Raw genomic sequence first — 24,133 nt, forward strand, 5'->3', positions numbered from 1 at the left:
CATGGCTACCAAAAAACGCCCCGCCGGCAAGACCGGCAGCAGCACCAGCCGCAGCCGGCAGCAGCGCCAGGGGCAGAGCTCTACCACCACCGCCGCTCCCCGCAACGACAGCGCCGAACTCCTCCAGGCTTCCCTGCCCGGCACGGACACGCCGCAGCCCGCTCCCGAAGCCGCCGAAGCGCCTGCCGTGACGCCGGTCGTCGCGGAAGAGGCTGCCCCGGAACAGCCGAAGGAATGCGCGGCCGCTGCCCCCGAAATGCAGGCAGGCTGCCCTGAAGAAACGATGAAGGAAGAAGCGCTCCCCGCCGAAGAGCCCGAACAGGCTCCGGCCGAAGTGCCCGTGACGGCACAGGAAGCTCCGGCGCCGGACGCCGGAGCGGAGCAGGAAGCCGCCGCTCCCCAAAAGAAAGCCAAGAAAAAGGACAAGGAAGAAAAGAAGGCCAAGACGGGCAAGAAGCGCGTCAAGGTCGCCGGGCCCGAAGCGGCCGATGCCGCCCACGACTGGACGCCCCTGCCCTGTGAGGCCCTGCTGGAGCACCTGCTGCCGGGCAGCCCCGAGCTGGAGGCCACCCGCCGTCACGGCCAGCATGTGGCCCATCTGGCGGAACAGCTTTTCGACCAGCTCCAGCCTCTGCACGGTCTGGACGGCCGCTGGCTCTACCGCCTGCGCATCGCCTGCTGCCTGCATGACATCGGCTTCGCTTCCGGGCGCAAGGGCCATCACAAAAAGGGGATGCGCATCGTGGAGCAGGACACCAGCCTGGCCCTGCTGCCCGAAGACCGCTCTCTGGTGGCCCAGCTGGTCCGTTATCACCGTAAGGCCTGGCCCGCCATGCGCCACCGCCGTTTCGCCGCCCTGGGCAAGAAGGACCGCGAGGCCCTGAACAAGGCCGCGGCCCTCATCCGCATGGCCGACGCCCTGGATTACCGCCACATGGAAGCCGTACGTGACGTGGCCATCGACCTGCAGCCCGGCAAGGTGGTGCTGACCCTGAGCGGCGCCCAGGACTGCGCCCCCGAGCAGGACCGCCTGCTGGTCAAGGGCGACCTGTTCATGCACATCTTTGGCGTGGAGCTGGAGTGCGTATGTCCCATCCTGTAGTCCCGGATCAGGCGGGGCCTGACGGGGAACGCGTCATCGGCATCATCGACCTGGGCAGCAACTCGCTGCGCCTGATGCTGGTGCGCATCCTGCCCGACGGCTCGCACACGGTCCTCAACCAGGTCAAGAACATGGTGCGCCTGGGCGAAGGCGCCTTCGAGACGGGACATCTGCGTGAAGAGAGTATGGCCCGGACCATCAACGTCCTGCGCGGCATGGCCGAGATGTGCGGCGTCTACGGCGCCTCGGAGGTCATCGCCATCGCCACGGCCGCCGTGCGCGACGCGGCCAACGGCCCGGACTTCATGCGCCGGGTCAAGGAGAAGACCGGCATCGACTTCCGCGTGGTCTCCGGCCGCGAAGAGGCCCGCCTCATCTATCTGGGCGTCTCCAGTGGTCTGGCCCATACCGAGAGCCTGCGCCTGTTTATCGACATCGGCGGCGGCAGTACCGAGCTGGTGGTGGGCAATTCCGAGGAATACCGCAACCTTGATTCCCTCAAGATGGGCTGCGTGCGCCTGTCCAACCTCTTCTTCGACAAGGACTCCGGCACCATCTCCGCCAAGCGCTACGCCGCCCTGCAGAACTACATCCGCAACAATGCCCTGCGCTCGTTCCAGCGCATCGCGGACTTCGTCATCGAAGAGGCCGTGGCCAGCTCCGGTACGGCCCAGAACCTGGCCGAGATCGCCGCCGCCCTGGATGCCGAGGACGCCGCGCGCACGGGACGGGCCCCGCAGGAATCCCGCGACGTGCTCAGCTACGGCGGCCTGCGCCGGGCCGTCAAGGAGCTCTGCGGCCGCACCCTCAAGGAACGCCGCAGCGTGCCCGGCATCAATCCCAACCGTGCCGATGTCATCGTGGCCGGTGCGGCCATCCTCCAGACCATCATGGAGGACCAGGGCTTCGACAGCGTGCGCATCAGCAACCGCAACCTGCAGAACGGCATCCTGGTGGATTACCTGTCCACCCGCATGCCCCATGCCGACGGCAGCTTCCATCCCGTACGCAAGGAGAGCGTGCTGCATCTGGCGCGGCGCTGCCGCTTCGAGGAGCGCCACTCCCGCCATGTGTCGCGCCTGGCCCTGGACCTGTTCGACAGCGCCAAGGCCATGGGCCTGCACGACTCCGGCGACCTGGCCCGCGAGCTGCTGCACTACGCGGCCCTGCTGCACGACATCGGCATCTTCATCTCCTTCTCGCGCCACAACGCCCACAGCCACTACCTGATCCGCAACACCGAGCTGCTGGGCTTCACCCGTCGTGAAGTGGACATCATGGCCGCCCTGACCTACTTCCACCGCAAGCGTCCCTCCAAGAAGGTGCCGCTGTTCATGGAATTCGACCAGGAGACCCGCGAGGAGATCCGCCTGCTCTCCCTCTTCCTGCTGCTGGCCGAGCGCATGGACAAGAGCCATCGCCAGATCGTGCGCACCGTCCGCTTCGAGGCCCGCAAGGAAGGCGGCCTGCAGCTCTCGCTGCGCGCTCCCGAGGAATGCCCCATTGAGTTGGATCTGGTGCGCGGCAGCGCCAAGCTGGTGCGCAAGGTCTTCCGGCAGGAGATCCCCGTGGAGGTGGTCAGCAGCTTCCGCCGCTGATCCCGCGCATCCCGCCGCATGCTATGTCAGGGGCCCCGCACGACGCGGGGCCTTTTTTTCACAGGAGCGAACGCCAACCGTCACGGCTTTGCCATGCCCCGGGGCGCGGGCCGGTGTATCCTGCCGGGAAATCATCCCCCGGAGGTCTTGCCCATGGACGACGCCCAGCATTCCCTGCAACGCAAACTGGAACAGGAAAGGCGGCATCTGGCCTGCCTGTGCGCCGGATTCGCCCTGCCCCACGGCCACGGTGACGAGGCGGACAATGCCCGCGACGAGATGGCGGAGCTGCTGGCCTGGAGCCACGCCAACCTGTGCGCGGCGCGCATCCGCGCCCTGGAGGGCCTGTTGGGCGACCTGCGGTGCAGCGGCCGCCGCCTGTGCATGGACTGCGGCGAAGAAATCCCCCTGTCCCGCCTGCTGGCCGTACCCGGGGCCTGCCGCTGCCGCGACTGCCAGCAGCTGGCGGAAGAGGAAGGCACGGCTTGCGACCAGCGCCCGCCCTTGCTGCCGGAAGGACTGTTGCCGCTGGCCGCTCCGCTGTGCTGAGGATTGTGCCTCACGGGACAGCACCCTTCCCGCCCACGGCAGGCCCTTGGGCCTGCCGTTCCTGCAGTAGCACACCAACCAGCTTGAATAACTAGATTTATTGTTTGCAGCTTCGTTAGCGCCTCGCCAGACATTTGGGCGCGGGCGTATCGCCGCCCGCAAAATCTCAAAAAATATTTTTTACCACATCGACTGACCCTGCCATTGCGGCGAGCCCCCAGCCCCATTGCAGCAACGGCCTGTCGTGTCGTTCCTGCAGCCCTTTTCTTCGTGTTTCCCCCGATCGCTCACCTTGCATGACTGTCATGAATACCGCATATGCGTCCATTCGGATTTTATTATGAAAAAAAGAGTTCTCATAATACGTTACTTATGAAAAAATGCACATATTTTTGAATATATCCTTTAAAAATTAGACGTAAATAAAATAATATGATCTTATGTTGTGAATTATAGTTTTTTATTTTTTCTGCATACAAAACACAAATAGCATGGTATCTTGAGAAGAACAGGAGTGTATTACGTTTTGTAAAAGTATGTAACAACACAATGAGGGGAGAACGATGGCCAGCTGTGAACGACACGAACCGTCCTTTGTCCGGAAAAGCCTTTCCGCCCTGCCCGGTATCCTTCTGCTGACAGGCGTCGCCGTTTTTTCGTGGTTCATAACGCCGCGCCTCATCGCCCTGCATCCCTTCATGAAGTCCCTCAACCTGAGTGATTTCATCGTGGCCATTATCCTGGGCATGCTCATCTGCAATACCGTCGGTGTGCACGCCCTTTTCCGAGACGGCCTGCGCTTCTCCACCACCCTGACCAAGACCGGCATCGTGGTCATGGGCTGCAAATATTCTTTCGCCGGACTCATCAAGACCGGCTCGGAAGCCATCATCATCATTTCCGTCTTTCTGTTTACCTCCGCCATCATCCTGATGTGGCTTTCCCGCCGCCTCAGCATGTCGCCTTCACTGGGGGCCTGTCTGGCCGCCGGCCTGTCCATCTGCGGGGTCTCGGCCTGTGTGGCCATCACCCCGGCCGTCAGGGCCAAGAATGAAGACATCGCCTACACCATCGCCGTGGTACTCATGTTCGGCCTGCTGGCGCTCTTCGTCTTCCCCTTCATCGGCCACTGGCTCGACCTCAGTCCCAACCAGTTCGGGGCCTTTGCCGGTGTGGGCATCGTCAATTCGGCCCAGGTGCTGGCAGCGGGCTTTGCCTTCAGTAATGACGCGGGCATCGTGGCCGGCGTGTACAATATCGGTCGCGTCATCTGTCTGCCCCTGGTGGTGCTGATGCTGGCCATCATGGTGGCCGCCGAGGACGCCAAGGTGCATTCCCAGCTGGCCAATACCAGCAAGATGCGCATCATCCTCGACAAGTTCCCGGTCTTCGTGCTGGGCTTCCTGGCCGTGGTCCTGCTGAACACCTTCGGCTTCATGAGCAAGGAGGAAGCCAAGATGGCCGGCAACTTCATGAACTGGTGCTTCCTGCTGGGCTTCTCCAGCATCGGCCTCACCACCCACCTCAGCGACATCAAGGCCGCGGGCCTTTCCGGTGCGCTCATCGGCTTCTGCGTGGCCTCGGTCAAGGCAGGCCTGGCCCTGCTGGTGGTCCTCTGCTTCCTGCAATAACGGACAGGCGTTGCGGGGAAGGGTCTGACGGGATGCACGCAAGGCCTCCGCGGCCCTTCCCGACGTGTTCGATGACCGGACGACTCATCCCCGACGGAAGGCAATTTCTGATGCCGCCTGACGGAAACCACACAAAATAGAGGGGACGGCTACGCCCCCCTGGAGGACATCATGTGGAACAAAATCTCCAAAAGCAGACAACAGGACATCATCGTCATCACCTGCGGCCTCCTGCTGATCCTGCTGGCCAAGGTGCTGGCATGATCTGCTGTCTGGCTTCCGCCGCCTGCCCCCTGCGCGACACGGCCGCCCCGCTGGCCGCCTGTGGCGGACAGGAAGATATCCGTGCCGTCTATGATGCCGGTATCGACCTTGGCCATTACGGCGAGGTGGATCAGCTGGCGCCCGCCGGAGCCATGGCGGAGTTCACGGCCTATGTGCGCCGCCAGAGCGAGGAAGAAGCGGAAGCGGCCTTCGCGCCGCTGCGGCAGGCCGCCCGCAGCCGGGGCGTAGCAATGCGCCTGCATGTGGTCTACGGCCCCAGTGCCGTACGCGATCTGCTGCGCCGCTGGCGGGAAGAAGAGAACGTGCGGGTCTTTGGCGGGGAAGGCATGTCCCTTCCCTTGCCTGACTCCCGGCTGCGGGCCGGGCCACGACCACAAGACCTGCCACAGGGAGCGGGAAGGAGCGGACGTTTCCTTCCCGCTTTTTCCCTTGCAAAAAGGCCGTGACAGGGAACACGCGGTAACGGCGCAAGGGAGCGGGGCATGATTATCCGGATATGCGGCACGTGATGTGCTGCTCCGGGACGTAGTCCGTACGGATGAAGGCCCGTATGGGCATCAGGAAGCCACCGGTAACACCGGGGACAGTCCCGCGAACCGGGACAAAGAAAGGGCGAAGGAAAAAACGGGGAAAAAGAAGGAAGAGCGGGAAGGCCCGTCCGATAGAAGGCGTTTGCCGGGCGGCTGTCCACAAGCGCGCGTCCGGCAAAAGCCCATAACGAAAAAGGCTTGCAACTTTCGCTGCAAGCCTTTGGATTCCCTGGTGCCGAGGGACAGAATTGAACTGCCGACACGGGGATTTTCAGTCCCCTGCTCTACCAACTGAGCTACCTCGGCGTGAGGTGGTGTTGTTCGTCACAACAAAAATGCTTGTACAGATTTACCTCCGACTTGGCAAGCATTTTTTTTCGTTTTTTGCCAAAAACTTGAAATTTTTTTGTCCAGCCTCCATACTGTCCCTGTCAGGACAGGCATTCTCCCTATATTTTCAGGCTGTTGCAGGCACATCTTTTTTTGTGCGCCCTGTCCGCGCCCTTTATCCCCACAGGATCCCCATGGCCTTCCGCCCTTCTCTGCCTCCCTTCATCCTGGAATCTGCGGCCCTGCGCAGTCAGGGCGCCTGGACGCTCATGGCTCAGGCCCTGCTCACGGGCCTTGTCTCCGGCGGGGTCATCGGCCTGTTCCGCTGGCTCTATACCATCATCAATGGTGCCATCCGGGCTCATGTGGCCGGGCAGGATCCCTTCGCACCGCTCTCGCTGGCCCTGATGGCCGCCGGGCTGCTGCTCATGGCCCTGACGGCCGGGCTGCTCCTGCGCTACGAGCCCCTTATCGGCGGCAGCGGCATCCCGCAGGTGGAACTCATCGCGGCCGGAAAACTGCCGCCCATGCGCTGGGCGCGGGTGCTCTGGTGCAAGTTCGTGGCCACCCTGGCCGCGCTCAGCGCCGGTCTTTCCGTGGGGCGCGAGGGCCCCTGCATCATGATGGGCGCCACCGTGGGCGCGGGCGTGGGCTATATGTGGCACGATCGCTGCCGCGCCAACCGGCCCCGCTATCTGGTGGGCGGCGGCGTGGCGGGCATGACCGCCGCCTTCGGCGCGCCTGTGGCCGGCATGTTCTTCGCCTTCGAGGAGATGAAGACCCCGCTCACCCTGCCCATGCTGCTCTTCACCAGCCTGTCGGCCCTGTCGGCCTGGTTCATGGTGGACGTGGTGCTGGACTTCGGCCTGGTCTTCCCCTTCGCCCAGCTGCCCGGCCTGCACTGGAGCCAGTACTGGCTGCCCCTGCTGGCCGGTATGTCCTGCGGCCTGCTGGGGGCCGTGTACAATGCGGGCATGATCCGCCTGTTGCTCTGGCAGGACAGGGCCCGCTGGCTGCCCGGGCCCGTGCGCATCGTCTTCCCCTTTGCCTGCTGCGGCGTGCTGCTGCTCGTCTGGCCGGAGATCACGGGCAACATGGGCCTGACCACCCTGCAGCTGGAGCACCTGCGCCTGCCCGCCCTCACGCTGGCCCTGCTGCTGGCGGGCAAGATCGCCTTTTCCTGCGTGAGCTTCGCCTCGGGCGTTTCCGGCGGCATCCTCATGCCCATCCTTCTGATGGGCAGCATGGCCGGAGCCCTGCTGGCCGCACCCTTGCGCGATGCCGGGCTGGTGGCTCCGGAACAGACGGCCACCCTGCTGGTGCTGGGCATGGCGGGCCTGTTCTCCGCCTCGGTGCGTACCCCTCTCACCGGGGCCGCCCTGGTCATGGAGATGTGCGGCGGGTTCCATCTGGCCCCGGCCGTGCTGCTGGCCGCCTTCGCCGCGGCCTTCACGGCCAACGCCTTGCATTCGACGCCTGTTTACGACAGTCTCAAGGAACGTATCCTGGACCAGCGTCGCCGGCGCCGGGCCACCGCTTCCCCCACCGAGGAGAGATCATGACCCGCCTGCTCCCCTGTCTCGTCCTGCTGCTGTGCTGCCTTGCGGCCTGCACGTCCCGCAACGTCCCCGACAAAGCCGGGTATACGCCCGTGGCCGCGCCCTGGACATGCGCCACCTATCTGGACAGTAACGAGAACGCCCTCACGCCCGTGCTGATGCTGGACGGCTGGGCCGCCGCCCGCACACAACAGGTGCGCCTCGGTACGGCGGGGACCGACGCCCTGCTGGATCACCTGGAAGCCTGGTGCCCCACCCATCGCGAGGAAAAGCTGGCCGACGTCATCCTAGCCTGGCGCCGCCGGCATGCCGACAAGGGCAGGATGCTGCCCGCCGTGAACTGTGCGGGCTGGTACGCCCCGGCCACGCGGCCCATCACGGGCAACGAACAGCAGCTGGCCCTTTCCCTCTGGCTCGCGGGCCATGCCCTGGGGCGGGCCGGTCTGGAGGTCCCTTTGCAGGACCAGCAGCGCCTCGACCGCATCTTCGCCCTGTTCGACAGCGGCGAGAGCCCCCTGCACCAGTACTGCCGCCGCGATCCCGATGCCCTAGTGCTCCACGGGCTCACGGCCGTGGGCCTGGAAGAGGCGGCGCGCCCCGCTGGTGCGGCAAAGGCGAATGCACCCAAAAATTATAAGTAACATTTTGATATAATTGTAAAAATAAAATAGTGCTTGCAAATATGGTTCAGGTTGCGTAAACAACTGTCCCAAATAAAATTCTACAAGGCGAGGCCGTATGACTCGTAAAGACCGTACCGAAGGCATCTACAGCCGCCGTGAAGTGCTCGACGAAAGCGAACGCCGTCAATATTGCCTGATCCAGCTCAAGGACCTGCTCTCCTACGCCTACCGCTACTCCGAAGACGTCAAAAAACGCTTCGACCGTGCGCAGTTCAACGTGGAGAAGTTCAAGACCCTGTCCGATATCAAGCACATCCCCATCCTCAAGAAAAAGGAACTCATCTTCCTGCAGTCCATGGGCCCGCGTCTGGGCGGTCTGCTGACCAAGGACATCGGGGATCTCAAGCGCATCTTCCTCTCCCCCGGACCCATCTTCGACCCCGAAGACCGTGGCGAAGACTACTGGGGCTACACCGAAGCCTTCTATTCCGTGGGCTTCCGTCCCGGTGATGCCGTGCAGAACACCTTCAACTATCAGCTGACCCCGGCCGGCCTGATGTTTGAAGAGCCCCTGCGCAACCTGGGCTGTGCGGTCATCCCCGCCGGTCCCACCGATGCCTCCACCCAGCTGGACATCATGCAGAAGCTGCGCGTCTCCGGCTATGTGGGCACGCCCAGCTTCCTCATGCACCTGGCCCAGAAGGCCGAGGAAAAGGGCCTGAACCTGCGCAAGGACCTCTTCCTCGAAGTTGCCTTCGTCACCGGTGAGCGCCTGTCCGAAAAGATGCGCTCCCAGATGGAAAAGAAGTACGACCTCATCATGCGCCAGGGCTACGGCACCGCCGACGTGGGCTGCATCGGCTACGAATGCTTCCACAAGACCGGCCTGCACATCGCCAACCGCTGCTATGTGGAGATCTGCCATCCCGATACCGGCATCCCGCTGAAGGACGGCGAAGTGGGCGAGATCGTGGTCACGGCCTTCAACAAGACCTATCCGCTCATCCGTCTGGCCACGGGCGACCTGTCGTACATCGACCGCAGCCCCTGCGCCTGCGGCCGTACCAGCCCGCGCCTGGGCAACATCGTGGGCCGCGTGGACACCACCGCCCGCATCATGGGCATGTTCGTCTACCCGCATCAGGTGGAACAGGTCATGAGCCGCTTCGAAGAAGTGAAGCGTTGGCAGATCGAAGTCACCAACCCCGGCGGCATCGACGAGATGACCCTGTTCATCGAGACCAGCGGCTTCAAGCGCGAAGAAGAGCTGCTCCACCAGTTCCGCGAAAAGATCAAGCTGCGTCCCGAACTCAAGATCCTGGCGCCGGGCAGCCTGCCCCCGCAGATCCGTCCCATCGAGGACAAGCGTCACTGGGATTAACCCCGTCATGGAGGCCCGGCCCCTGCGCCGGGCCTTTTTGCCCTGTGCCGGTCGCTGCCCGGCTGTCCCGCAAGGAGGCTCGTCATGGAAATGTCGCCGCAACTGGCCCGTCTTGTGGCCTGGCTGGAAGAGATGCACGCCCGCGTCATGCAGGCCGAACAGGCGGCCCTGGCCGTCATGGGCGATATGCCCGCCTATACGGCCCACATGCAGGAAAAAGCCCGCCTGCTGGCCTCGCTGGAAGAAGAAGGCGAGGCCTATCTCGAAGAGCTGCCCGAGCAGCTCCAGGACCAGGCCGGGCACCGTCTGCACCGTTTTTCGGCCAGCGCCCGCAACGCGCTGCGCATCGGCTCCATCTTCTATATGTCCGCCCTGCTCTATCCCGAAGACCACAAGCCCGGCCAGCCCGACGACCTGCAGGTCTTCATCCGGCGCCTGCGTGACGAGGGCGAGCACTACACCCTGCACCCGCAGGACTAGCGGAAATTGTTTTCCGGGGGCAGGAGGGCTTTGGGGCTCGCACGCAAGGCCTTTTCCCCGTCCCATCCTTCCTCCAGCGCGTTTGGCCCGGAAGGATATGATCCCGGCGGCGCTCCGGCCTTCCCCGGATGCCGGTCTCCCGGTGCTGCCCCGGAGGTCTCCCCACGGAAGATTTCGGGAGGGGCGCGGCAAGGCCGCCTCCTTCCCTCTGGTGAAGGCCTCCCGGCCCCAGACGGCCGGAATAGCCACACCCTGAACCGACGTAAGGAGTTACCATGAACAAACGTATCCTGGGCGGCCTGCTCTGCGCCGCCATGCTCTGCGCCGCTCCCGCCCTGGCCATGCCCGGCATGGGCGAAGGCAAGGCCCCTGTGGACAAGTTCCCCATGATGGACGCCAACAAGGACGGCAGCGTCAGCAAGGAAGAATTCAAGAAGTTCTTCCCCCAGATGCAGGACGGCGCCTTTGCCGCCATCGACAAGAACAAGGACGGCGCCATCAGCCATGAGGAATGGCAGGGCTTCAGCAAGAGCCACGCCATGGGCCGCGCCGGTCATCCCGACGCCCAGATGCCTCCCGCCAATGAGGCCGCGCCCAAGACCATGCCGCTGGTCACGCCGCCTTCCAAGTAACCGTCAGGGGAGCGTCCCGGCATTCCTGCCGGGACGCTCCCCCTTCCACGGCACTGCGGTGCCGCCCTTTCGACCTTTCACCCCATCCGTGTGGCGCCCCAAGGCCGCCAAAGGAAAACCATGCCCTTCTTCCCCAAGCCCCGGCGCCGACCCGCGCCCGCCGATACCGACATCAGCACCACCGACGCCGCGCCCCGCCCTTTCCGCCCGCGTCCGGCCACCGGCACGCAGCCTGCCGACCGTCCCCGCTTCCAGCGCGAGGAACATAACGAATTTCCTTCCCGGGACGACCGTCCCCGTGACGGGCGCCGCCCTGCCGGGGCCTTCCCGCGCGCCGGGCGCCCCGCGGACCGCCGCGATGCCCGCCCCGGCTCCCGTTCCCGCAACGAGGCGTTCCAGGACCCGTGGGTGGACGGCCAGCCCCGCTTCCTGCCCATGAGCCGCGCCGAGATGCAGGCCCTGGGCTGGAAGGAACTGGACGTACTGCTGGTCAACGGCGACGCCTATGTGGACCACCCGGCTTTCGGGCCCGTGCTGCTGGGCCGCTGGCTGGTGGCCCACGGCTTCCGCGTGGGTATCGTGGCCCAGCCCCGCTGGCAGTCGCCCGACGATCTGCTGGTCATGGGCCGTCCCCGGCTTTTCGTGGGCGTCAGCGCGGGCGCGCTGGACTCCATGCTGGCCCACTACACGGCCTTCCGCAAAAAGCGCCACGATGATGCCTACACCCCCGGCGGCAAGGCCGGTGCGCGTCCCAACCGCGCCTGTCTGGTCTATGCCAACCTGGCCCGTCAGGCCTTCCCCGGCCTGCCGGTGATCCTGGGCGGCATCGAGGCCTCGCTGCGCCGCACCACCCATTATGATTTCTGGACCGACAGCCTGCGCCGCTCCATCCTGCTGGACGCCAAGGCCGACCTGCTCATCTACGGTATGGGCGAGCTGGCCATGCTGGAATGCGCCCGCCGTCTGGCCGAAGGCAAGAGCCTGCACGGCATCGACGGCACGGCCTGGCTGGCCAAAGTGGACGAGAACAACGTCCCCGTGGATCTGCCCGAAGAATGGCTCGATTTGCCGCGCATGCAGCTGCCCTCCCACGAGGCCGTACAGGCCGAGGCCACGGAATTGCTGCGCCTGACCCAGATGCTGGAACAGCAGGTGCACCGCCAGAACGCCTGGGCCCAGCAGATGGTGGGCGACCGCGCCCTGGTGCTGGCGCCCCCGGCCCGCCCCCTGACCACGGAAGAGATGGACCAAATCTACGCACTGCCCTACGCCCGCGCGGCCCATCCCCGCTACCGCGAGCCCATCCCCGCCGACGAGATGCTGCGCACCAGCATCACCAGCCATCGCGGCTGTGGCGGCGGCTGTTCCTTCTGCTCGCTGGCCCTGCATCAGGGGCGCCGTATCAGCTCCCGCAGTCAGGAATCCATCCTGGCCGAGGCCCGCAAGCTGGTGGCCCAGTCCCGTCGCGGTCAGGTGGCCATCTCCGACGTGGGCGGCCCCACGGCCAACATGTGGCAGGCCCATTGTGCCCTGGATGACGCCACGGCCGCCAAGGCGGAACCCGGTGCGCGGCCTTCGTCCCGCTGCCGCCGCAGCAGCTGCTGTTACCCCACGGTCTGCAAGTCCTTCATCACCCCGCAGATGCAGCATGTGGGCCTGCTGCGCGAAGTGGCGGCCCTGCCCGGCGTGCGGCAGGTGCGCGTGGCCAGCGGCGTGCGCGCCGACCTGGCCCTCAACGATCCCGAGGCCCTGGCGGCCTATACCGGCGAATTCACCGGCGGCCAGCTCAAGGTGGCCCCGGAACACTGCGCCGCCCGCGTGCTGGACCTGATGCGCAAGCCGGGCATGGAAGTCTTTGAAGCCTTCCTCCAGAGCTTCGTGGAGCAGAGCCGTCTGGCCGGGCGCGAGCAGTATGTGGTGCCCTACATGATGAGCGCCTTCCCCGGCTGTACGGACGAGGACATGCACGAGCTGGCCCGCTGGCTGCAGGAGCGTCACTGGAGCCCGCAGCAGACCCAGTGCTTCATCCCCACGCCGGGCAGCATCGCCACGGCCATGTATTACTGCGGCCGCAACGAGGACGGGGAAGAGATCTATGTGGCCCGCAGCGATGCCGACCGCCTGCGCCAGCACCGCATCCTGATGCCCGATTTCGGCCGCATGCCCGAACGCGGCGGCCATGCCGATGCTGAGGATGCGGGCGAAGGCCACCGCCGCGAACCCCGCGGGGAAAACACCACCGAGCGCTGGCGCGACGAACGCCGCAGCGCTGACGGTCTGGCCCCCCGGCACGAGGGCCGCCGCGACTTCCGGGAAGACCGCAAGCCGCCCTTTGCCCGCTTCGATGACGAACGGGAGGGGGCGCCCCGCCGCGATTTCCGCCATCCCGACCGCGACGGTTTCCGCAAGCCCGCCTTCCGGCAGGATGTGGACAAGCCCTTCCGCCCGCGTCCCTTCCCTGATGCCGCCCGTGACGGCGACGAGGCTCCGCAGACCCGGCCGTCCTTCCGCAGGGATAGTCAGGACGAACGCCCCTTCCGTCCCCGTGGAGATCGCTTCGTGAACCGCGATGGGAAAGAAGACCGGCGTCCCTTCCGGCCGCGTCGCGATGACGACGGCCAGCCTTTCCGCAAGGACGGATTCCGTCCCCGGCGCTTTAACGATCGCGACGGCCACGAAGGACAGGACTGGCAGAAGCGCCGTGCGCCCTTTGCCCGCTTCGATGACGAGCAGGACGAGGCTCCCCGTCGCGAGTTCCGCCGTCCCGACCGCGACGGCTTCCGCAAGCCCGGTTTCCGGCAGGACGGGGACAAGCCCTTCCGCCCGCGTCCCTTCCCCGATGCCGCACGGGATGGTGACGAGGCCCCGCAGGCCCGCCCGTCCTTCCGCAGGGATGCTCAAGACGAACGCCCCTTCCGTCCCCGTGGTGACCGTTTCGTGAACCACGATGGCGAAGAAGACCGGCGTCCCTTCCGTCCGCGCCGTGAAGATGACGGTCAGCCTTTCCGCAAGGACGGATTCCGTCCCCGGCGCTTCAACGATCGCGACGGTAGCGAAGGACAGGACTGGCAGCAGCGTCGTGCGCCCTTCCCCCGCTTCGATGACGAGCAGGACGAGGCCCCCCGTCGCGACTTCCGCCGTCCCGACCGCGACGGCTTCCGCAAGCCCGGTTTCCGGCAGGACGGAGACAAGCCCTTCCGCCCGCGTCCCTTCCCTGATGCCGCACGGGATGGTGACGAGGCCCCGCAGGCCCGCCCGTCCTTCCGCAGGGATGGTCAGGACGAACGCCCCTTCCATCCCCGTGGCGACCGCTTCGCGCATCGTGATGGGGAAGAAGCCCGTCGCCCCTTCCGCCCGCGCCGTGACGACGAGGGACAGTCTTTCCGCAAGGACGGCTTCCGTCCCCGGCGTTTCAACGACCGCGACGGTAGCGAAGGACAGGACTGGCAGCAGCGTCGTGCGCCCTTCCCCCGCTTCGATGACGAGCAGGACGAGGCCCCCCGTCGCGACTTCCGCCGTCCCGACCGCGACGGCTTCCGCAAGCCCGGTTTCCGGCAGGATGCGGACAAGCCCTTCCGCAAGAACGCCTTCCGCAGGGACGGCAAGCCCGCCTTCGGCTCCCGCCGCCGGGACAGAGGCTTTGACGGCCCGGCACTGAACGACGACGAAGAATAAAAAAACGGGCGGTACCCGCAAGGGTATCGCCCGAAAACGTAAAGATGGACGCACGCCGCGCCCACAGCCCTTGCCGCCGTTGGCGGACGGGCAGGCAAGCAGGGCGTACCGGCCCGACACAGGCGCAGGACGCCGAGGAGAGCTCATGGATCAGGAAGAACGCATCATCCGGCTGGAAGAGCTGGCCTATTTTCAGGAAGAACGCCTGCGCGAACTCAACGAGGCCCTGACGGCCCAGCAACAGCAGATCGACATGCTGGAGCACCGTCTGGTCGAGACCATGGAGCTGGCCCGCAACCTGCGCGATCAGCTGGGACAGACCGGTAACGGTGCCCCGGTCAACGATCTGCCGCCCCACTACATGCCCGAGCGTTACTGATCGGCCGGGCGACAGGCAGTTAAGCATATCTATGCGAGGGGGAGAGGGAAACCGTTTTGGAAAACGGTTCTCCCTCTCCCCCTCGCGCTCCCCCGCTCCCTTCCCAAAACTTTTACAGAGGGCTATGACGGGCATCATGGCCCTTCGGCCTGTACCCGCCCGTCACGTCCTCCGGCGACATGGAAAAAAGGCCGTCATACGGGGGCGACATGAAAACGCTGGGGCGGATGAAGCTCCCAGTCGTATCTGACTACAGGCCAACAAAAAAGCCGCGCTGTCATGGCGCGGCTTTTTCTGTTGCAAGAAAGCTGCGGAAAAGGGCGGCCCAATATACGCTAAACGGCTACCGCCACCGTCCCACTCAGGCCTGCATCCAGTATCAGGACGGCAGTACTGCGCGGCCATCAGGCCCTTCGTTGTCGCTCTCCAGCCTGTGCGCCTTCGCTCCTAAAAACGGGGCGTGGCCTCGCCGCGACGCTTCTTGGCGCACTGCAGGCCCAGGAAATCCGTTTCGGGCAGGGCGGTCAGGCGCTCGTCAGGCACGGCCGCCAGGCCGCGCCGCTCCCGCAGCACATGGCTCAGGTACTCCCGGTGCAGCATGTCCCGTAGCCAGGGCTGCCGGTCGCCCATATCGCGCACCAGGCTGGCGCCGATGACGTCCCCGCCGTGCAGGCCGTCCATCATCTCGCAATCACCGGAGCCGTAGACGCGGGGATCTGAAAAGTCCATGCTCTCCACGCCGCAGTCCAGCAGGCCCTGCCGCAGGGCGGACAGCCAGCCGGCATCACCGCCGTTCCTGTCGGCAAGGGCGCCCAGTACGGGCGTGGCCAGGGGCGGCAGGAAGACGATGGTGCGGATGCCGCGCGAACGCAGGCGGCAGCAGATTTCGGCAAAGGCTTCCAGACGTTCCCTGTCCGGTGCAAGGTTCCCGGCCCAGACGCCGCTGCCGCTTTCCAGCTCACGCAATGTGCGGGCAAAAGCATGGTCCGGCGCAGGCCGGCGGCCATCCAGTACCGCACCCTCATAGAGCGAACCGTCCGGCCCGTAGCCCGTATCACGGAGCTGGGCCTCAAGCCCGTAGCGGTCGGCGCGCAGACGGCCCTGCAGGGGGGCCAGCATGTCCGCCGGGGCGATGCGCCCCTGCGCCAGCCAGCGCCAGGGGGCCCGCAAGGTGGACGCATCCAGCAGGGAGGGCTGCACGGTCCGCTCAGGCTGCCCGGCCGGAGCGCCTGCCGTCAGCCACCAGAAGTCCAGACCCAGCAGCACGATCTTGGGCCTGTGGATGGCCAGCATCCTGTCCACCAGAAGGTGCAGGCTCTCCAGATCCGTGGCGGCCCCGGCCATATTCACGAAGGGGCGTTCGAAAAAGACCGCGCGCACGTTCCCCGCCCGCGACGAGCCCAGCACCACCACCTCCGGCTTCACGGCAGCATACAGGGCCAGTTTGTAGGCCATGATGTCCTGCGCCAGCCCCGGCCCGAACAGGACGAATTCTCCCTGTGCCTGCCGTGCCACGACCTCTTCCTGATCCAGCTCGCCGCTGGCCGTCAGCCAGCAGACGGCCCAGGGGACCAGCAGCAGCCCCGCCAGCAGGGCCAGGACCAGCAAAGAAAGGAAAAAACGTTTCAGCCAGCCGTCAAGGGCCGGATGGACTATCTCGGACATGGAGGCCTCCGTCAAAAGCGGAAAGAAAGGAAGGCATGGCCCTGCATCAGCAGCAGGGAGGCCAGCGCCGGCAGGGCCAGGGCCACGGCCCAAAGCAGGTTCGGCTGCCAGTGCAGCCAGGGACGGCTGCCGTCGGCGCGGCCCAGCATCACATGCTGGCTGCAGGGCAGGCCCCAGACGATGACGGCGCAGACAACCAGCAGCGGCAGCAGCAGCCGGGGCTCCAGCAGGCCGCCGGGCAGCAGGGCCTCCAGCCCCTGTTGCAGGGGCAAGGGATGGCCGTCGCTCCAGAGGAACATGCTCTGCCAGACATACAGGGCCGTGCCCGTGTCCCCGGCGCGGAACAGCACCCAGGCCACGGTCAGGCACAAAAAGGTCACCAGCACGCACAGGGCCCGCAGGGGCGGCAGGGCCAGCACGCGTTCGGCCAGGCTGCCGCGCAGCAGATGGCGGAAGGCGTGGTTGACCAGCAGGAGCAGGCCGTGCAGGGCCCCCCAAAGGAGGAAGGTCAGCCCGGCCCCGTGCCAGACACCGCAAACCAGCATGGTCAGCAGCAAATTGGCGTACTGGCGCACCCGGCCATGCCGGCTGCCCCCCAGGGGCAGATACAGGCAGTCATGCAGCCAGCGGCCCAGAGTCATGTGCCAGCGGCGCCAGAAATCCACGATGCCCGTAGCCTTGTAGGGCGCGGCAAAATTCTCCGGCAGGCGCAGGCCCAGCATGAGAGCGGCCCCCACGGCCATGTCCGTATAACCGGAAAAGTCGAAATAGATCTGGAAGGTGTAGCTCAGGGCCCCCAGCCAGGCCTCGGCCGTGCTCAGGGGCAGTCCCTGGGCGGCGGCATGGAACACGGCATCCGCCGCCGGGGCCAGACTGTCGGCCAGCAGCACCTTCTTGGCAAGGCCCAGCACCATCAGGCCCAGGCCCCGTGCCAGATCCTCGGCCTGCGGCACGTCCAGGGCATCCAGCTGCGGGCCCATCTCCTCATAACGGACCAGCGGGCCGGACAGGGCATAGGGGAAGCAGGTGGTGAACAGGGCCTGCCGCACGATGCCTTCGGGACGGATGCGGCGCTGGTAGACGCCCAGCAGCCAGGCCAGCTGGATAAGCACGGCAAAGGAGAAGCCCGCGGGCATGGCCGCGGGCGCCAGAATGGGCAGGATGTCCTGCCATTGCGCCAGCCAGGCCGACAGGGCCGGCAGATGGCGGAACCGGCACCAGACCAGCACATTAAGCAGCACGGCCAAAAGCAGCAGGCCGCGACGGCCCAGCCGACGGCGGCGGTGCCCCTCATCGGCCAGCAGCAGGCCGAACAGATAGTTGACCACGGTCAGGCCCAGCAGGAGCAGCAGGGCCTCCAGCCCCTGGCAGGCCCCAAAGAGCAGCGAGGCCCCCAGCAGGAGCACGGACAGGCGGGTCTTGTCTTCTCCGGCAGTCAGTTTCCAGAGCCAGACGAGGATGGGCAGGAAGAGGAACAGGAAGGGGAAGGAAGCGAAAAGCATAAAAAGAATCTCCCGGCGCGGCACATCTCAAGACGGCCACCCCGGGAGAAAACGAGGAGACTGATACGTTGGATCGTCCCGAATGCCGCGCGATCTCAGGAATTGAGCTCGGCTCTGAATTTGCGGGACAGGCGGAAGACGACGACCTTGCGCGGAGGCAGCGTGATGGCTTCATCCGTTTGCGGATTGCGGCCTTTACGCGACGCTTTGTCGTAAGCCTCAAACTTGCCGAACCCACTGATCAGAAGAGCATTGTCCTTTTTGATGGCATTCTTCATGATCTCCAGCAGTTTTTCGACCACATTCTTCACGTCAACCCGATTTTTGTCTGTACTCTCGTAGATCCGCTCGACGATGTCAGCTTTGGTCAATGTTTTCTTCATGTCCAATCCTTATGCCACAGGCACGCTTCACATATGCACAACTTTTTTGTAGAATATACTCAACTTGCATTTCCGGCAAGATTTTTGTCTCCGCGCGAAGCCTGCCAAGCCTTGCTACTCCTCGCTTTCTGCCATGTCGCGTGTTTCGCTTACTTTTTTATGGGAGACTCCTGCAAGGGCAGTCCCGGTCTTCAGCGTTTTCATCCCGTTTTTCGGCTGTCCCCGCCGCTGTGTCTTTTGTTCCCAGCATGACCAGACAGGTCAGCAAGCCAGTCCTCTGGACGAGATACTGGCCCGCGCGGCCAGTGACCTGCGTATCCGGCGGGTACAGGGAAGGCCGCCGGTAGAGCTGGCCTTTTACGGCGGGACCTTTACGGCCCTGGCTCCCCGCGATCTGGACGCCTGCCTGGACATGGCCGATAGTCTCCTCCATGAGGGCTGCATCACCCGTTTCCGCTGCTCAACCCGTCCTGATTGCCTGGATGCGGCCCTGCTGGCGCGTCTGCGCCGTCACGGTTGCCGCACTGTGGAGCTGGGCATCCAGAGCTTTTCCGATACGGCCCTGCAGGCCAGTGAACGCCATTACAGCGGACGGCAGGCCACTGAAGCCTGCCGTTTGGTGCGGGACGCAGGCCTTGCCCTGGGTGTGCAGCTGCTGCCCGGCATGCCGGGCCACCAGCCGGAAGACTTTTTGACCGATGTGCGCCGGGCCCTGGATCTGGGGGCTGACATGCTGCGCTTCTATCCCTGTCTGGTACTGGCGGGCACGGAACTGGCCCGCCGCTGGCAGCAGGGCCTGTACACGCCTTGGCCCCTGCCGCTCACCCTGTCCCTGCTGGCACGCGGCTGGCTGTACGCCCGTCGCGCCGGGGTGCCCGTCATCCGCATGGGCCTTGCCCCCGAACCCGGTATGGAAGCGGCCCTGCTGGCCGGGCCCGCCGACAGGAACCTGGGCGGACGCGTGCTGGGACGGGCCCTGTGGCTGCATGTCTGCGCCTGCCTGCTGCGGGCGCAGGGAAATGATGCCGCCTGCAGTGCGGTACGGGCCGCTGCCCTGCTGGACGCCCTGCTGGCGGGCGGGAAAGCCCCCGCCGGACTGCCCCGGGCACAGGCGCTGTACCTGCCGCGCTCCTGCCAGGGCTTCTTCCGCGGGCCGGGCGACGAGCTGGGCAAGGCCTGGGCGGCCCTGGGCATCACGCGCCGGAACCTTGTCTGGACAGCGGGACAGGCCGCCTGCCTGCATCTTGATGCCTGATCCGATTTTTCCTTCAACCTGCGGCACAGCCCGCATCCGACCATGAGGTGACCATGTCCGCCGCCCCTTCCGGGTCCCTGCCGCCGCTCAGTGAAGAAGAACGCGCCATCTTTGCCAATGCCATCCGGCAGGCCCGCATGCTGCAGCGGACCCTGGGGCCGCTGTGCGAGGTCGCCATCCACGATTTCCGCGATCTCGAGCACTCCCTCGTCCATCTGGAAGGCAGCCTCACCGGCCGCAAGCTGGGCGCCCCCATCACCAACATCGTGGTCAAGGCCTGGCGCCAGCAGGGCGACGATGTGGCGGACATCGTGGGCTATCCCTCATCCACGCCGGGCGGCAAATCCCTCAAGTCCTCCACCTCGTTCCTGCGCAGGGCCGACGGCCGGGTCATCGGCGCCTTCTGCATGAACATCGACCTTTCCGACCTGCTCCACTTCCAGGCCGTGCTGCACCCCCTGCTGCACGTGGATCCGCTGGAACGCGACGTAAGCGAGACCTTTGCCGCCTGCACCGGCGATACCAGCCTTGCCATCCTCGAGGCGGCCATCCGGCGCGCAGGCAAACACCCCTCCCTCATGAACCGTGAGGAAAAAAAGGACTTCATCCGCATCCTCGACGAGGAAGGCGCCTTCCTCATCAAGGGCGTGGTCCAGCATGTGGCCAAGGAGATGCAGGTCTCCATCTACACGGTGTACAATTATATGCGCCAAATCAAGAAAGATAATGATTAGTCTTACTCTTTAAAATATTTTTTAAATTAAAAAATATTGACACATCCCCGTACTCAAGGCAAAAGGGGATGTGCTGCAATGGGGCGCAGCTTCTGTTTCCTTCCTCTCCCTCCCCGGCGCGCTCCGCGCCCGCCCCGCACCAGGCCTGCCGCCTGCGGCCAGCACAGTCATCCCACACAAGGAGACACCATGACTCCCACGCACAAGCCCCTGACGGCCCTGCATGTCCGTCCGGCCATCGAGACCTCGCTCTTCGACTTTTTCAAGATCGGCCCCGGCCCTTCCAGCTCCCATACCATCGGTCCCATGCGCGCCGGCCATGACTTCGTCCAGCGCTGCGACGCCCTCGACCCCGATCTGGTACGCCGCGCCGCCCGCATCCACGTGGTGCTGCTGGGCTCGCTGAGCGCCACGGGCATGGGCCACGGCACCAACACCGCCGTGCTGGCCGGTCTGCTGCGCACCAGTCCCGAGACCTGTCCCGCGGGCCTGCTGGACAAGCTGGGCCGCGAAGCCGACGCCCGGCACGAGCTGCGCATCCACGACGTCCTTTTGCAGGTGGGCCTTGCCGACATCGAACACGGCCCCATCATCCACGACGCCCCCTACAGCAACACCCTGCTCGTCAGCCTTGAGGATGCCGACGGCCAGGCCCTGTACAGCATGGAATACTATTCCGTGGGCGGCGGCTTCATCCAGTGGAAGGGCTGGACCCCGCCCGAACGCGGCAAGCCCGTGCACCCCTACGGCACCATGCGCCAGCTGCGCGAACAGCTGGCCAAGACCGGCCTGACCCTGCACGAACTGATCCTGGACAACGAGAGCGCCATCACCGGCATGTCCCGCCCGGACATCTTCCAGAACCTGGAACAGATCATGGAATCCATGTACGCCAGCGTGCGCCGCGGCCTTGAGGCCGAAGGGCAGCTGCCCGGCACCCTGGGCGTGTGGCGCAAGGGCCATACCCTGCTGGAACGCGCTCGCGAGATGCCCCTGGCCGTGGACCGCTTCCTGGGCCAGGTCAACGCCTATGCCTTTGCCGTGGCCGAAGAGAACGCCTCGGGCGGCGTCATCGTCACCGCGCCCACCTGCGGGGCCGCGGGCGTCATGCCCGCCCTGCTCTACGCCATGCGCTACAACATGAACATCGGTGACCGGGCCCTGCGCGAAGGCGTGCTGGCCTCGGCGGCCGTGGGCTTCCTGGCCAAACACAACGCCGGTATCGCCGGTGCCGAGGTGGGCTGTCAGGGCGAAGTGGGCGTGGCCTCCAGCATGGCCGCCGCCATGCTGGCCCATGCGCGCGGTTATGCCGTGGATGTGGTGGAGAACGCCGCCGAAGTGGCCCTGGAACACCACCTGGGCCTGACCTGCGACCCCGTGGGCGGCTATGTGCAGATCCCCTGCATCGAGCGCAACGCCGTGGGCGCCATCAAGGCCTACAATGCCTGCCTGCTGGCCACCTGCGAAAAGTCCTCGCAGCACATGGTCAGCCTGGACGCCGTCATCATGGCCATGAACGAGACCGGCCGCGAGATGAACGCCAAATTCAAGGAAACCAGCGAAGGCGGCCTGGCCGTCAGCCTGGTGGAATGCTGATCGGGAGCCGTGCGCTCCCGCGGGGCCGTCTTCGTCCATCCGGCGAAGGCGGCCCCTTCCGTCCCCGGACAGGAACAGGAACGGCATCCGCCGCTGCCGGACGCCCCGCACAGGGCCCTGCCACGGGCCCGGGACCTGTTCCCCTGCTTTTCCAACCCTTTCACCCCTAAGGAACCTTCATGGCACAGACCCCTGAAACCGGCCATGCCGCCTCCGGCCGCTGGACGAAATTCGACGTCGTCTGGATGCTCAACCTCTTCGGCACCGCGGTGGGCGCGGGCATCCTCTTCCTGCCCATCAATGCGGGCATGTCCGGCATCTGGCCCCTGGTCGTCATCACCCTGCTGGTGGGCCCCATGACCTATTTCGCCCACCGGGGCCTGGCCCGCTTCGTGCTGTCCTCCTCCCGCGCCGACAGCGACATCACCGCCGTGGTGGAGGAACACTTCGGCCTTTCCGCAGGCAAGCTCATCACCCTGCTCTATTTCTTCGCCATCTACCCCATCCTGCTCATCTATGCCGTGGGCATCACCAACACGGTGGAATCCTTCATCATCAACCAGCTGCAGATGGCCGCGCCGCCGCGTCTGCTGCTTTCCGGCGTGCTGGTGGCGGCCCTGATGGCCGTCATCCTGGTGGGTGAGAACTTCATGCTCAAATTCAACGAGTGGCTGGTCTACCCCCTGTGCGGCATCCTCTTCTGCCTGTCGCTCTACCTCATCCCGCACTGGAACACCTCTTCGCTGGGGCAGATGCCTGATGCCGGCAGCTTCCTGGGCACCCTCTGGCTCACCCTGCCGGTGCTGGTCTTCGCCTTCAACCATTCGCCCGCCATCTCGTCCTTTGCCCTGGCCCAGCGCCGCCAGTACGGCGACATGGCCGAACAGAAGGCCTCCCAGACCCTGCGCGGCACGGCCTGTATCCTGGTGCTCTTCGTCATGGCCTTCGTCTTCAGCTGCGTGCTCAGCCTCAGCCCCGCCCAGCTGGTGGAAGCCAAGGCCCAGAACATCCCCGTGCTCTCCTATCTGGCCAACCAGTTCGACAATCCCTTCATCTCCTGGTTCGGCCCGCTCATCGCCTTCCTGGCCATCGGCAGCTCCTTCTTCGGCCACTATCTGGGCGCCCGCGAAGGCCTGCACGGCATCCTGATCCAGATGTCCTCCAAGCCCGAAGCCACGGCCACCTCGCGCAGCGTGCGCACCGGCATCGCCCTGTTCTTCTTCGTGACCCTCTGGCTGGCCGGCTGGCTCAACCCCGGCATCCTGGACATCATCGAATCCCTCAGCGGCCCGGTCATCGCCATGATCCTGTTCATCATGCCCATGTACGCCGTGCACAAGATCCCGGCTATGAGCCGCTACCGTGGCCAGTGGAGCAATGCCTTCGTGCTGGCCGCCGGTTGCGTGGCCATCTCTTCCCTGCTCTACAAGCTGTTCTGATCCCGCACGCCACATCCGTAAAGCGACTCCTGACGTCCGCCGGTCTCCATGCCGGTGGGCGTCTTTTTTTGCGCTGCAGGACTGCCGCGGGCGATGCGGCCCGTGTGAGCCTTTCCTCCGCCTGCCGCACAGCAGGCGGACAGCGCACGGCATCTCCATGATAAGAAAGAAGGATGAGCAAGAGAGGAACGGCGAATTTCCGCGAGCAGACATGCGCCGTGCCATCTGTGATGGCCGGGCTGCACGAGCATCCTGGCCAAGAACGGGGAGCGTACGGACGGAGCGAGGCGGCAACACCGGGCCTGCCAAAGCCTGCCGGACAGCGGGCGCACCGGCAGGGCACCGCACATAAAAGAGCATTCTTCCCAGCTGGCCGGGGCTCCGTGACCGGACAGCCGGAGGGCTGCCGCGCCAGCGAAGACAGGGACGCAGAGAGGGAGAACTCATCTTCCCTGTCTCGTGTCCGGCAAAGCGGGCCTCCATGACGCAGTGCAGGCCTGTCCCCCCTTGGGCAGACCATGCCGCCGGAGAGAAGAAAGACAGACCGGACGGACGCCGGACAGCGGACAAAAAAAGACGACCGGCTGCCCAGGGGGAGGAGCAGCCGGCCAAAGAGGGAGGATGTTCTGATGGTTAGAGGTTATGGTGAAGGAGGAGGATGCTCTTGTGAGCCCCGGCAGGACCAAGGGGGATTGCCCTGCCGGATATGTTGTCCGCCTAAGGCGGGGAGGGGCGATCTCAGGAGTAAAATCTGTCTTTCTCAGGAAGGCCCGGCCGGGGCCAGGGGAATCCCCGGCCGGGGTAG

The 24,133-nt window shown here is 65.4% G+C and carries 18 protein-coding genes, 1 tRNA gene and 1 pseudogene; 16 read left to right on the forward strand and 4 right to left on the reverse strand.

Translation table 11 applies throughout. From position 1 onward, the window contains the following. Position 1: 1 nt before the first annotated feature. The 5 genes from ACQRBR_RS07400 to ACQRBR_RS07420 all read left to right on the forward strand — a co-directional run bounded on the left by ACQRBR_RS07400 (position 2) and on the right by ACQRBR_RS07420 (position 5,611). On the forward strand, positions 2–1,102 hold the full coding sequence (locus ACQRBR_RS07400; RefSeq protein WP_427812678.1) for an HD domain-containing protein: 1,101 nt from the start codon (positions 2–4) through the stop codon (positions 1,100–1,102). Continuing rightward, positions 1,087–2,700, forward strand: a complete 1,614-nt coding sequence (locus ACQRBR_RS07405; RefSeq protein ID WP_168934668.1) for a Ppx/GppA phosphatase family protein — start codon at positions 1,087–1,089, stop codon at positions 2,698–2,700. The genes ACQRBR_RS07400 and ACQRBR_RS07405 overlap by 16 nt, the downstream gene beginning before the upstream one ends. 153 nt (positions 2,701–2,853) lie before the next feature. Further along, positions 2,854–3,249, forward strand: coding sequence for a TraR/DksA C4-type zinc finger protein (locus ACQRBR_RS07410; RefSeq protein ID WP_427812679.1), 396 nt, complete (start codon positions 2,854–2,856; stop codon positions 3,247–3,249). Positions 3,250–3,812: 563 nt separating this feature from the next. Next, positions 3,813–4,880, forward strand: coding sequence for a YeiH family protein (locus tag ACQRBR_RS07415; protein WP_427812680.1), 1,068 nt, complete (start codon positions 3,813–3,815; stop codon positions 4,878–4,880). 260 nt (positions 4,881–5,140) lie between these two features. Further along, positions 5,141–5,611: a hypothetical protein gene (locus ACQRBR_RS07420; RefSeq protein WP_427812681.1), complete on the forward strand. Its 471-nt coding sequence runs from the start codon at positions 5,141–5,143 to the stop codon at positions 5,609–5,611. A gap of 314 nt (positions 5,612–5,925) precedes the next feature. Here the strand turns inward: ACQRBR_RS07420 and ACQRBR_RS07425 are convergent. Continuing rightward, positions 5,926–6,001, reverse strand: a tRNA-Phe gene (locus tag ACQRBR_RS07425). Positions 6,002–6,219: 218 nt separating this feature from the next. Here ACQRBR_RS07425 and ACQRBR_RS07430 point away from each other — a divergent pair. The 7 genes and pseudogenes from ACQRBR_RS07430 (at position 6,220) to ACQRBR_RS07460 (ending at position 14,754) form a co-directional block, all read left to right on the forward strand. Beyond that, positions 6,220–7,587, forward strand: a complete 1,368-nt coding sequence (locus ACQRBR_RS07430) for a chloride channel protein (protein WP_427812682.1) — start codon at positions 6,220–6,222, stop codon at positions 7,585–7,587. Beyond that, positions 7,584–8,225, forward strand: a complete 642-nt coding sequence (locus ACQRBR_RS07435) for a hypothetical protein (protein WP_427812683.1) — start codon at positions 7,584–7,586, stop codon at positions 8,223–8,225. Before ACQRBR_RS07430 ends, ACQRBR_RS07435 begins: the two co-directional genes overlap by 4 nt. A gap of 97 nt (positions 8,226–8,322) precedes the next feature. Further along, positions 8,323–9,588, forward strand: a complete 1,266-nt coding sequence (locus tag ACQRBR_RS07440; protein ID WP_072335280.1) for a phenylacetate--CoA ligase family protein — start codon at positions 8,323–8,325, stop codon at positions 9,586–9,588. An 84-nt stretch (positions 9,589–9,672) separates the two neighbouring features. Further along, a complete protein-coding gene (locus ACQRBR_RS07445) occupies positions 9,673–10,068 on the forward strand; it encodes a hypothetical protein (RefSeq protein WP_278881911.1) in 396 nt (131 codons plus the stop codon). 275 nt (positions 10,069–10,343) lie between these two features. Further along, positions 10,344–10,700 (forward strand): EF-hand domain-containing protein, encoded by a 357-nt coding sequence (locus tag ACQRBR_RS07450; RefSeq protein WP_303879857.1) that lies wholly within the window; start codon positions 10,344–10,346, stop codon positions 10,698–10,700. Positions 10,701–11,135: 435 nt separating this feature from the next. Continuing rightward, positions 11,136–13,091 (forward strand): annotated as a pseudogene (locus ACQRBR_RS07455) (YgiQ family radical SAM protein); the annotation flags it as partial. A 1,429-nt stretch (positions 13,092–14,520) separates the two neighbouring features. Further along, positions 14,521–14,754: a SlyX family protein gene (locus tag ACQRBR_RS07460; protein ID WP_321128317.1), complete on the forward strand. Its 234-nt coding sequence runs from the start codon at positions 14,521–14,523 to the stop codon at positions 14,752–14,754. Between the two features lie 447 nt (positions 14,755–15,201). On the opposite strand, the gene ACQRBR_RS07465 is transcribed toward ACQRBR_RS07460, so the two are convergent. The 3 genes from ACQRBR_RS07465 to ACQRBR_RS07475 form a co-directional block, all read right to left on the reverse strand. Then, the gene (locus tag ACQRBR_RS07465) at positions 15,202–16,419 is read right to left on the reverse strand and encodes a hypothetical protein (protein WP_427812684.1); all 1,218 of its coding nucleotides are present in this window, start codon (positions 16,417–16,419) and stop codon (positions 15,202–15,204) included. 11 nt (positions 16,420–16,430) lie between these two features. Then, positions 16,431–17,921, reverse strand: coding sequence for an MBOAT family O-acyltransferase (locus ACQRBR_RS07470; protein WP_427812685.1), 1,491 nt, complete (start codon positions 17,919–17,921; stop codon positions 16,431–16,433). Positions 17,922–18,016: 95 nt separating this feature from the next. Beyond that, a complete protein-coding gene (locus tag ACQRBR_RS07475; RefSeq protein ID WP_072335293.1) occupies positions 18,017–18,304 on the reverse strand; it encodes an integration host factor subunit alpha in 288 nt (95 codons plus the stop codon). Positions 18,305–18,437: 133 nt separating this feature from the next. Between ACQRBR_RS07475 and ACQRBR_RS07480 the strand changes: the two genes are divergently transcribed. The 4 genes from ACQRBR_RS07480 to ACQRBR_RS07495 all read left to right on the forward strand — a co-directional run bounded on the left by ACQRBR_RS07480 (position 18,438) and on the right by ACQRBR_RS07495 (position 23,328). Then, positions 18,438–19,559, forward strand: a complete 1,122-nt coding sequence (locus ACQRBR_RS07480; protein WP_427812686.1) for an elongator complex protein 3 — start codon at positions 18,438–18,440, stop codon at positions 19,557–19,559. A 53-nt stretch (positions 19,560–19,612) separates the two neighbouring features. Next, the gene (locus tag ACQRBR_RS07485; protein ID WP_303879836.1) at positions 19,613–20,293 is read left to right on the forward strand and encodes a helix-turn-helix transcriptional regulator; all 681 of its coding nucleotides are present in this window, start codon (positions 19,613–19,615) and stop codon (positions 20,291–20,293) included. Positions 20,294–20,482: 189 nt separating this feature from the next. Then, on the forward strand, positions 20,483–21,889 hold the full coding sequence (locus tag ACQRBR_RS07490; protein ID WP_303879833.1) for an L-serine ammonia-lyase: 1,407 nt from the start codon (positions 20,483–20,485) through the stop codon (positions 21,887–21,889). 179 nt (positions 21,890–22,068) lie between these two features. Beyond that, positions 22,069–23,328, forward strand: coding sequence for an aromatic amino acid transport family protein (locus ACQRBR_RS07495; RefSeq protein ID WP_427812687.1), 1,260 nt, complete (start codon positions 22,069–22,071; stop codon positions 23,326–23,328). The last annotated feature ends 805 nt before the right edge of the window (positions 23,329–24,133 follow it).

The organism is Desulfovibrio sp. SGI.133 (assembly GCF_050313955.1).
Taxonomy (GTDB): Bacteria; Desulfobacterota; Desulfovibrionia; order Desulfovibrionales; family Desulfovibrionaceae; genus Desulfovibrio.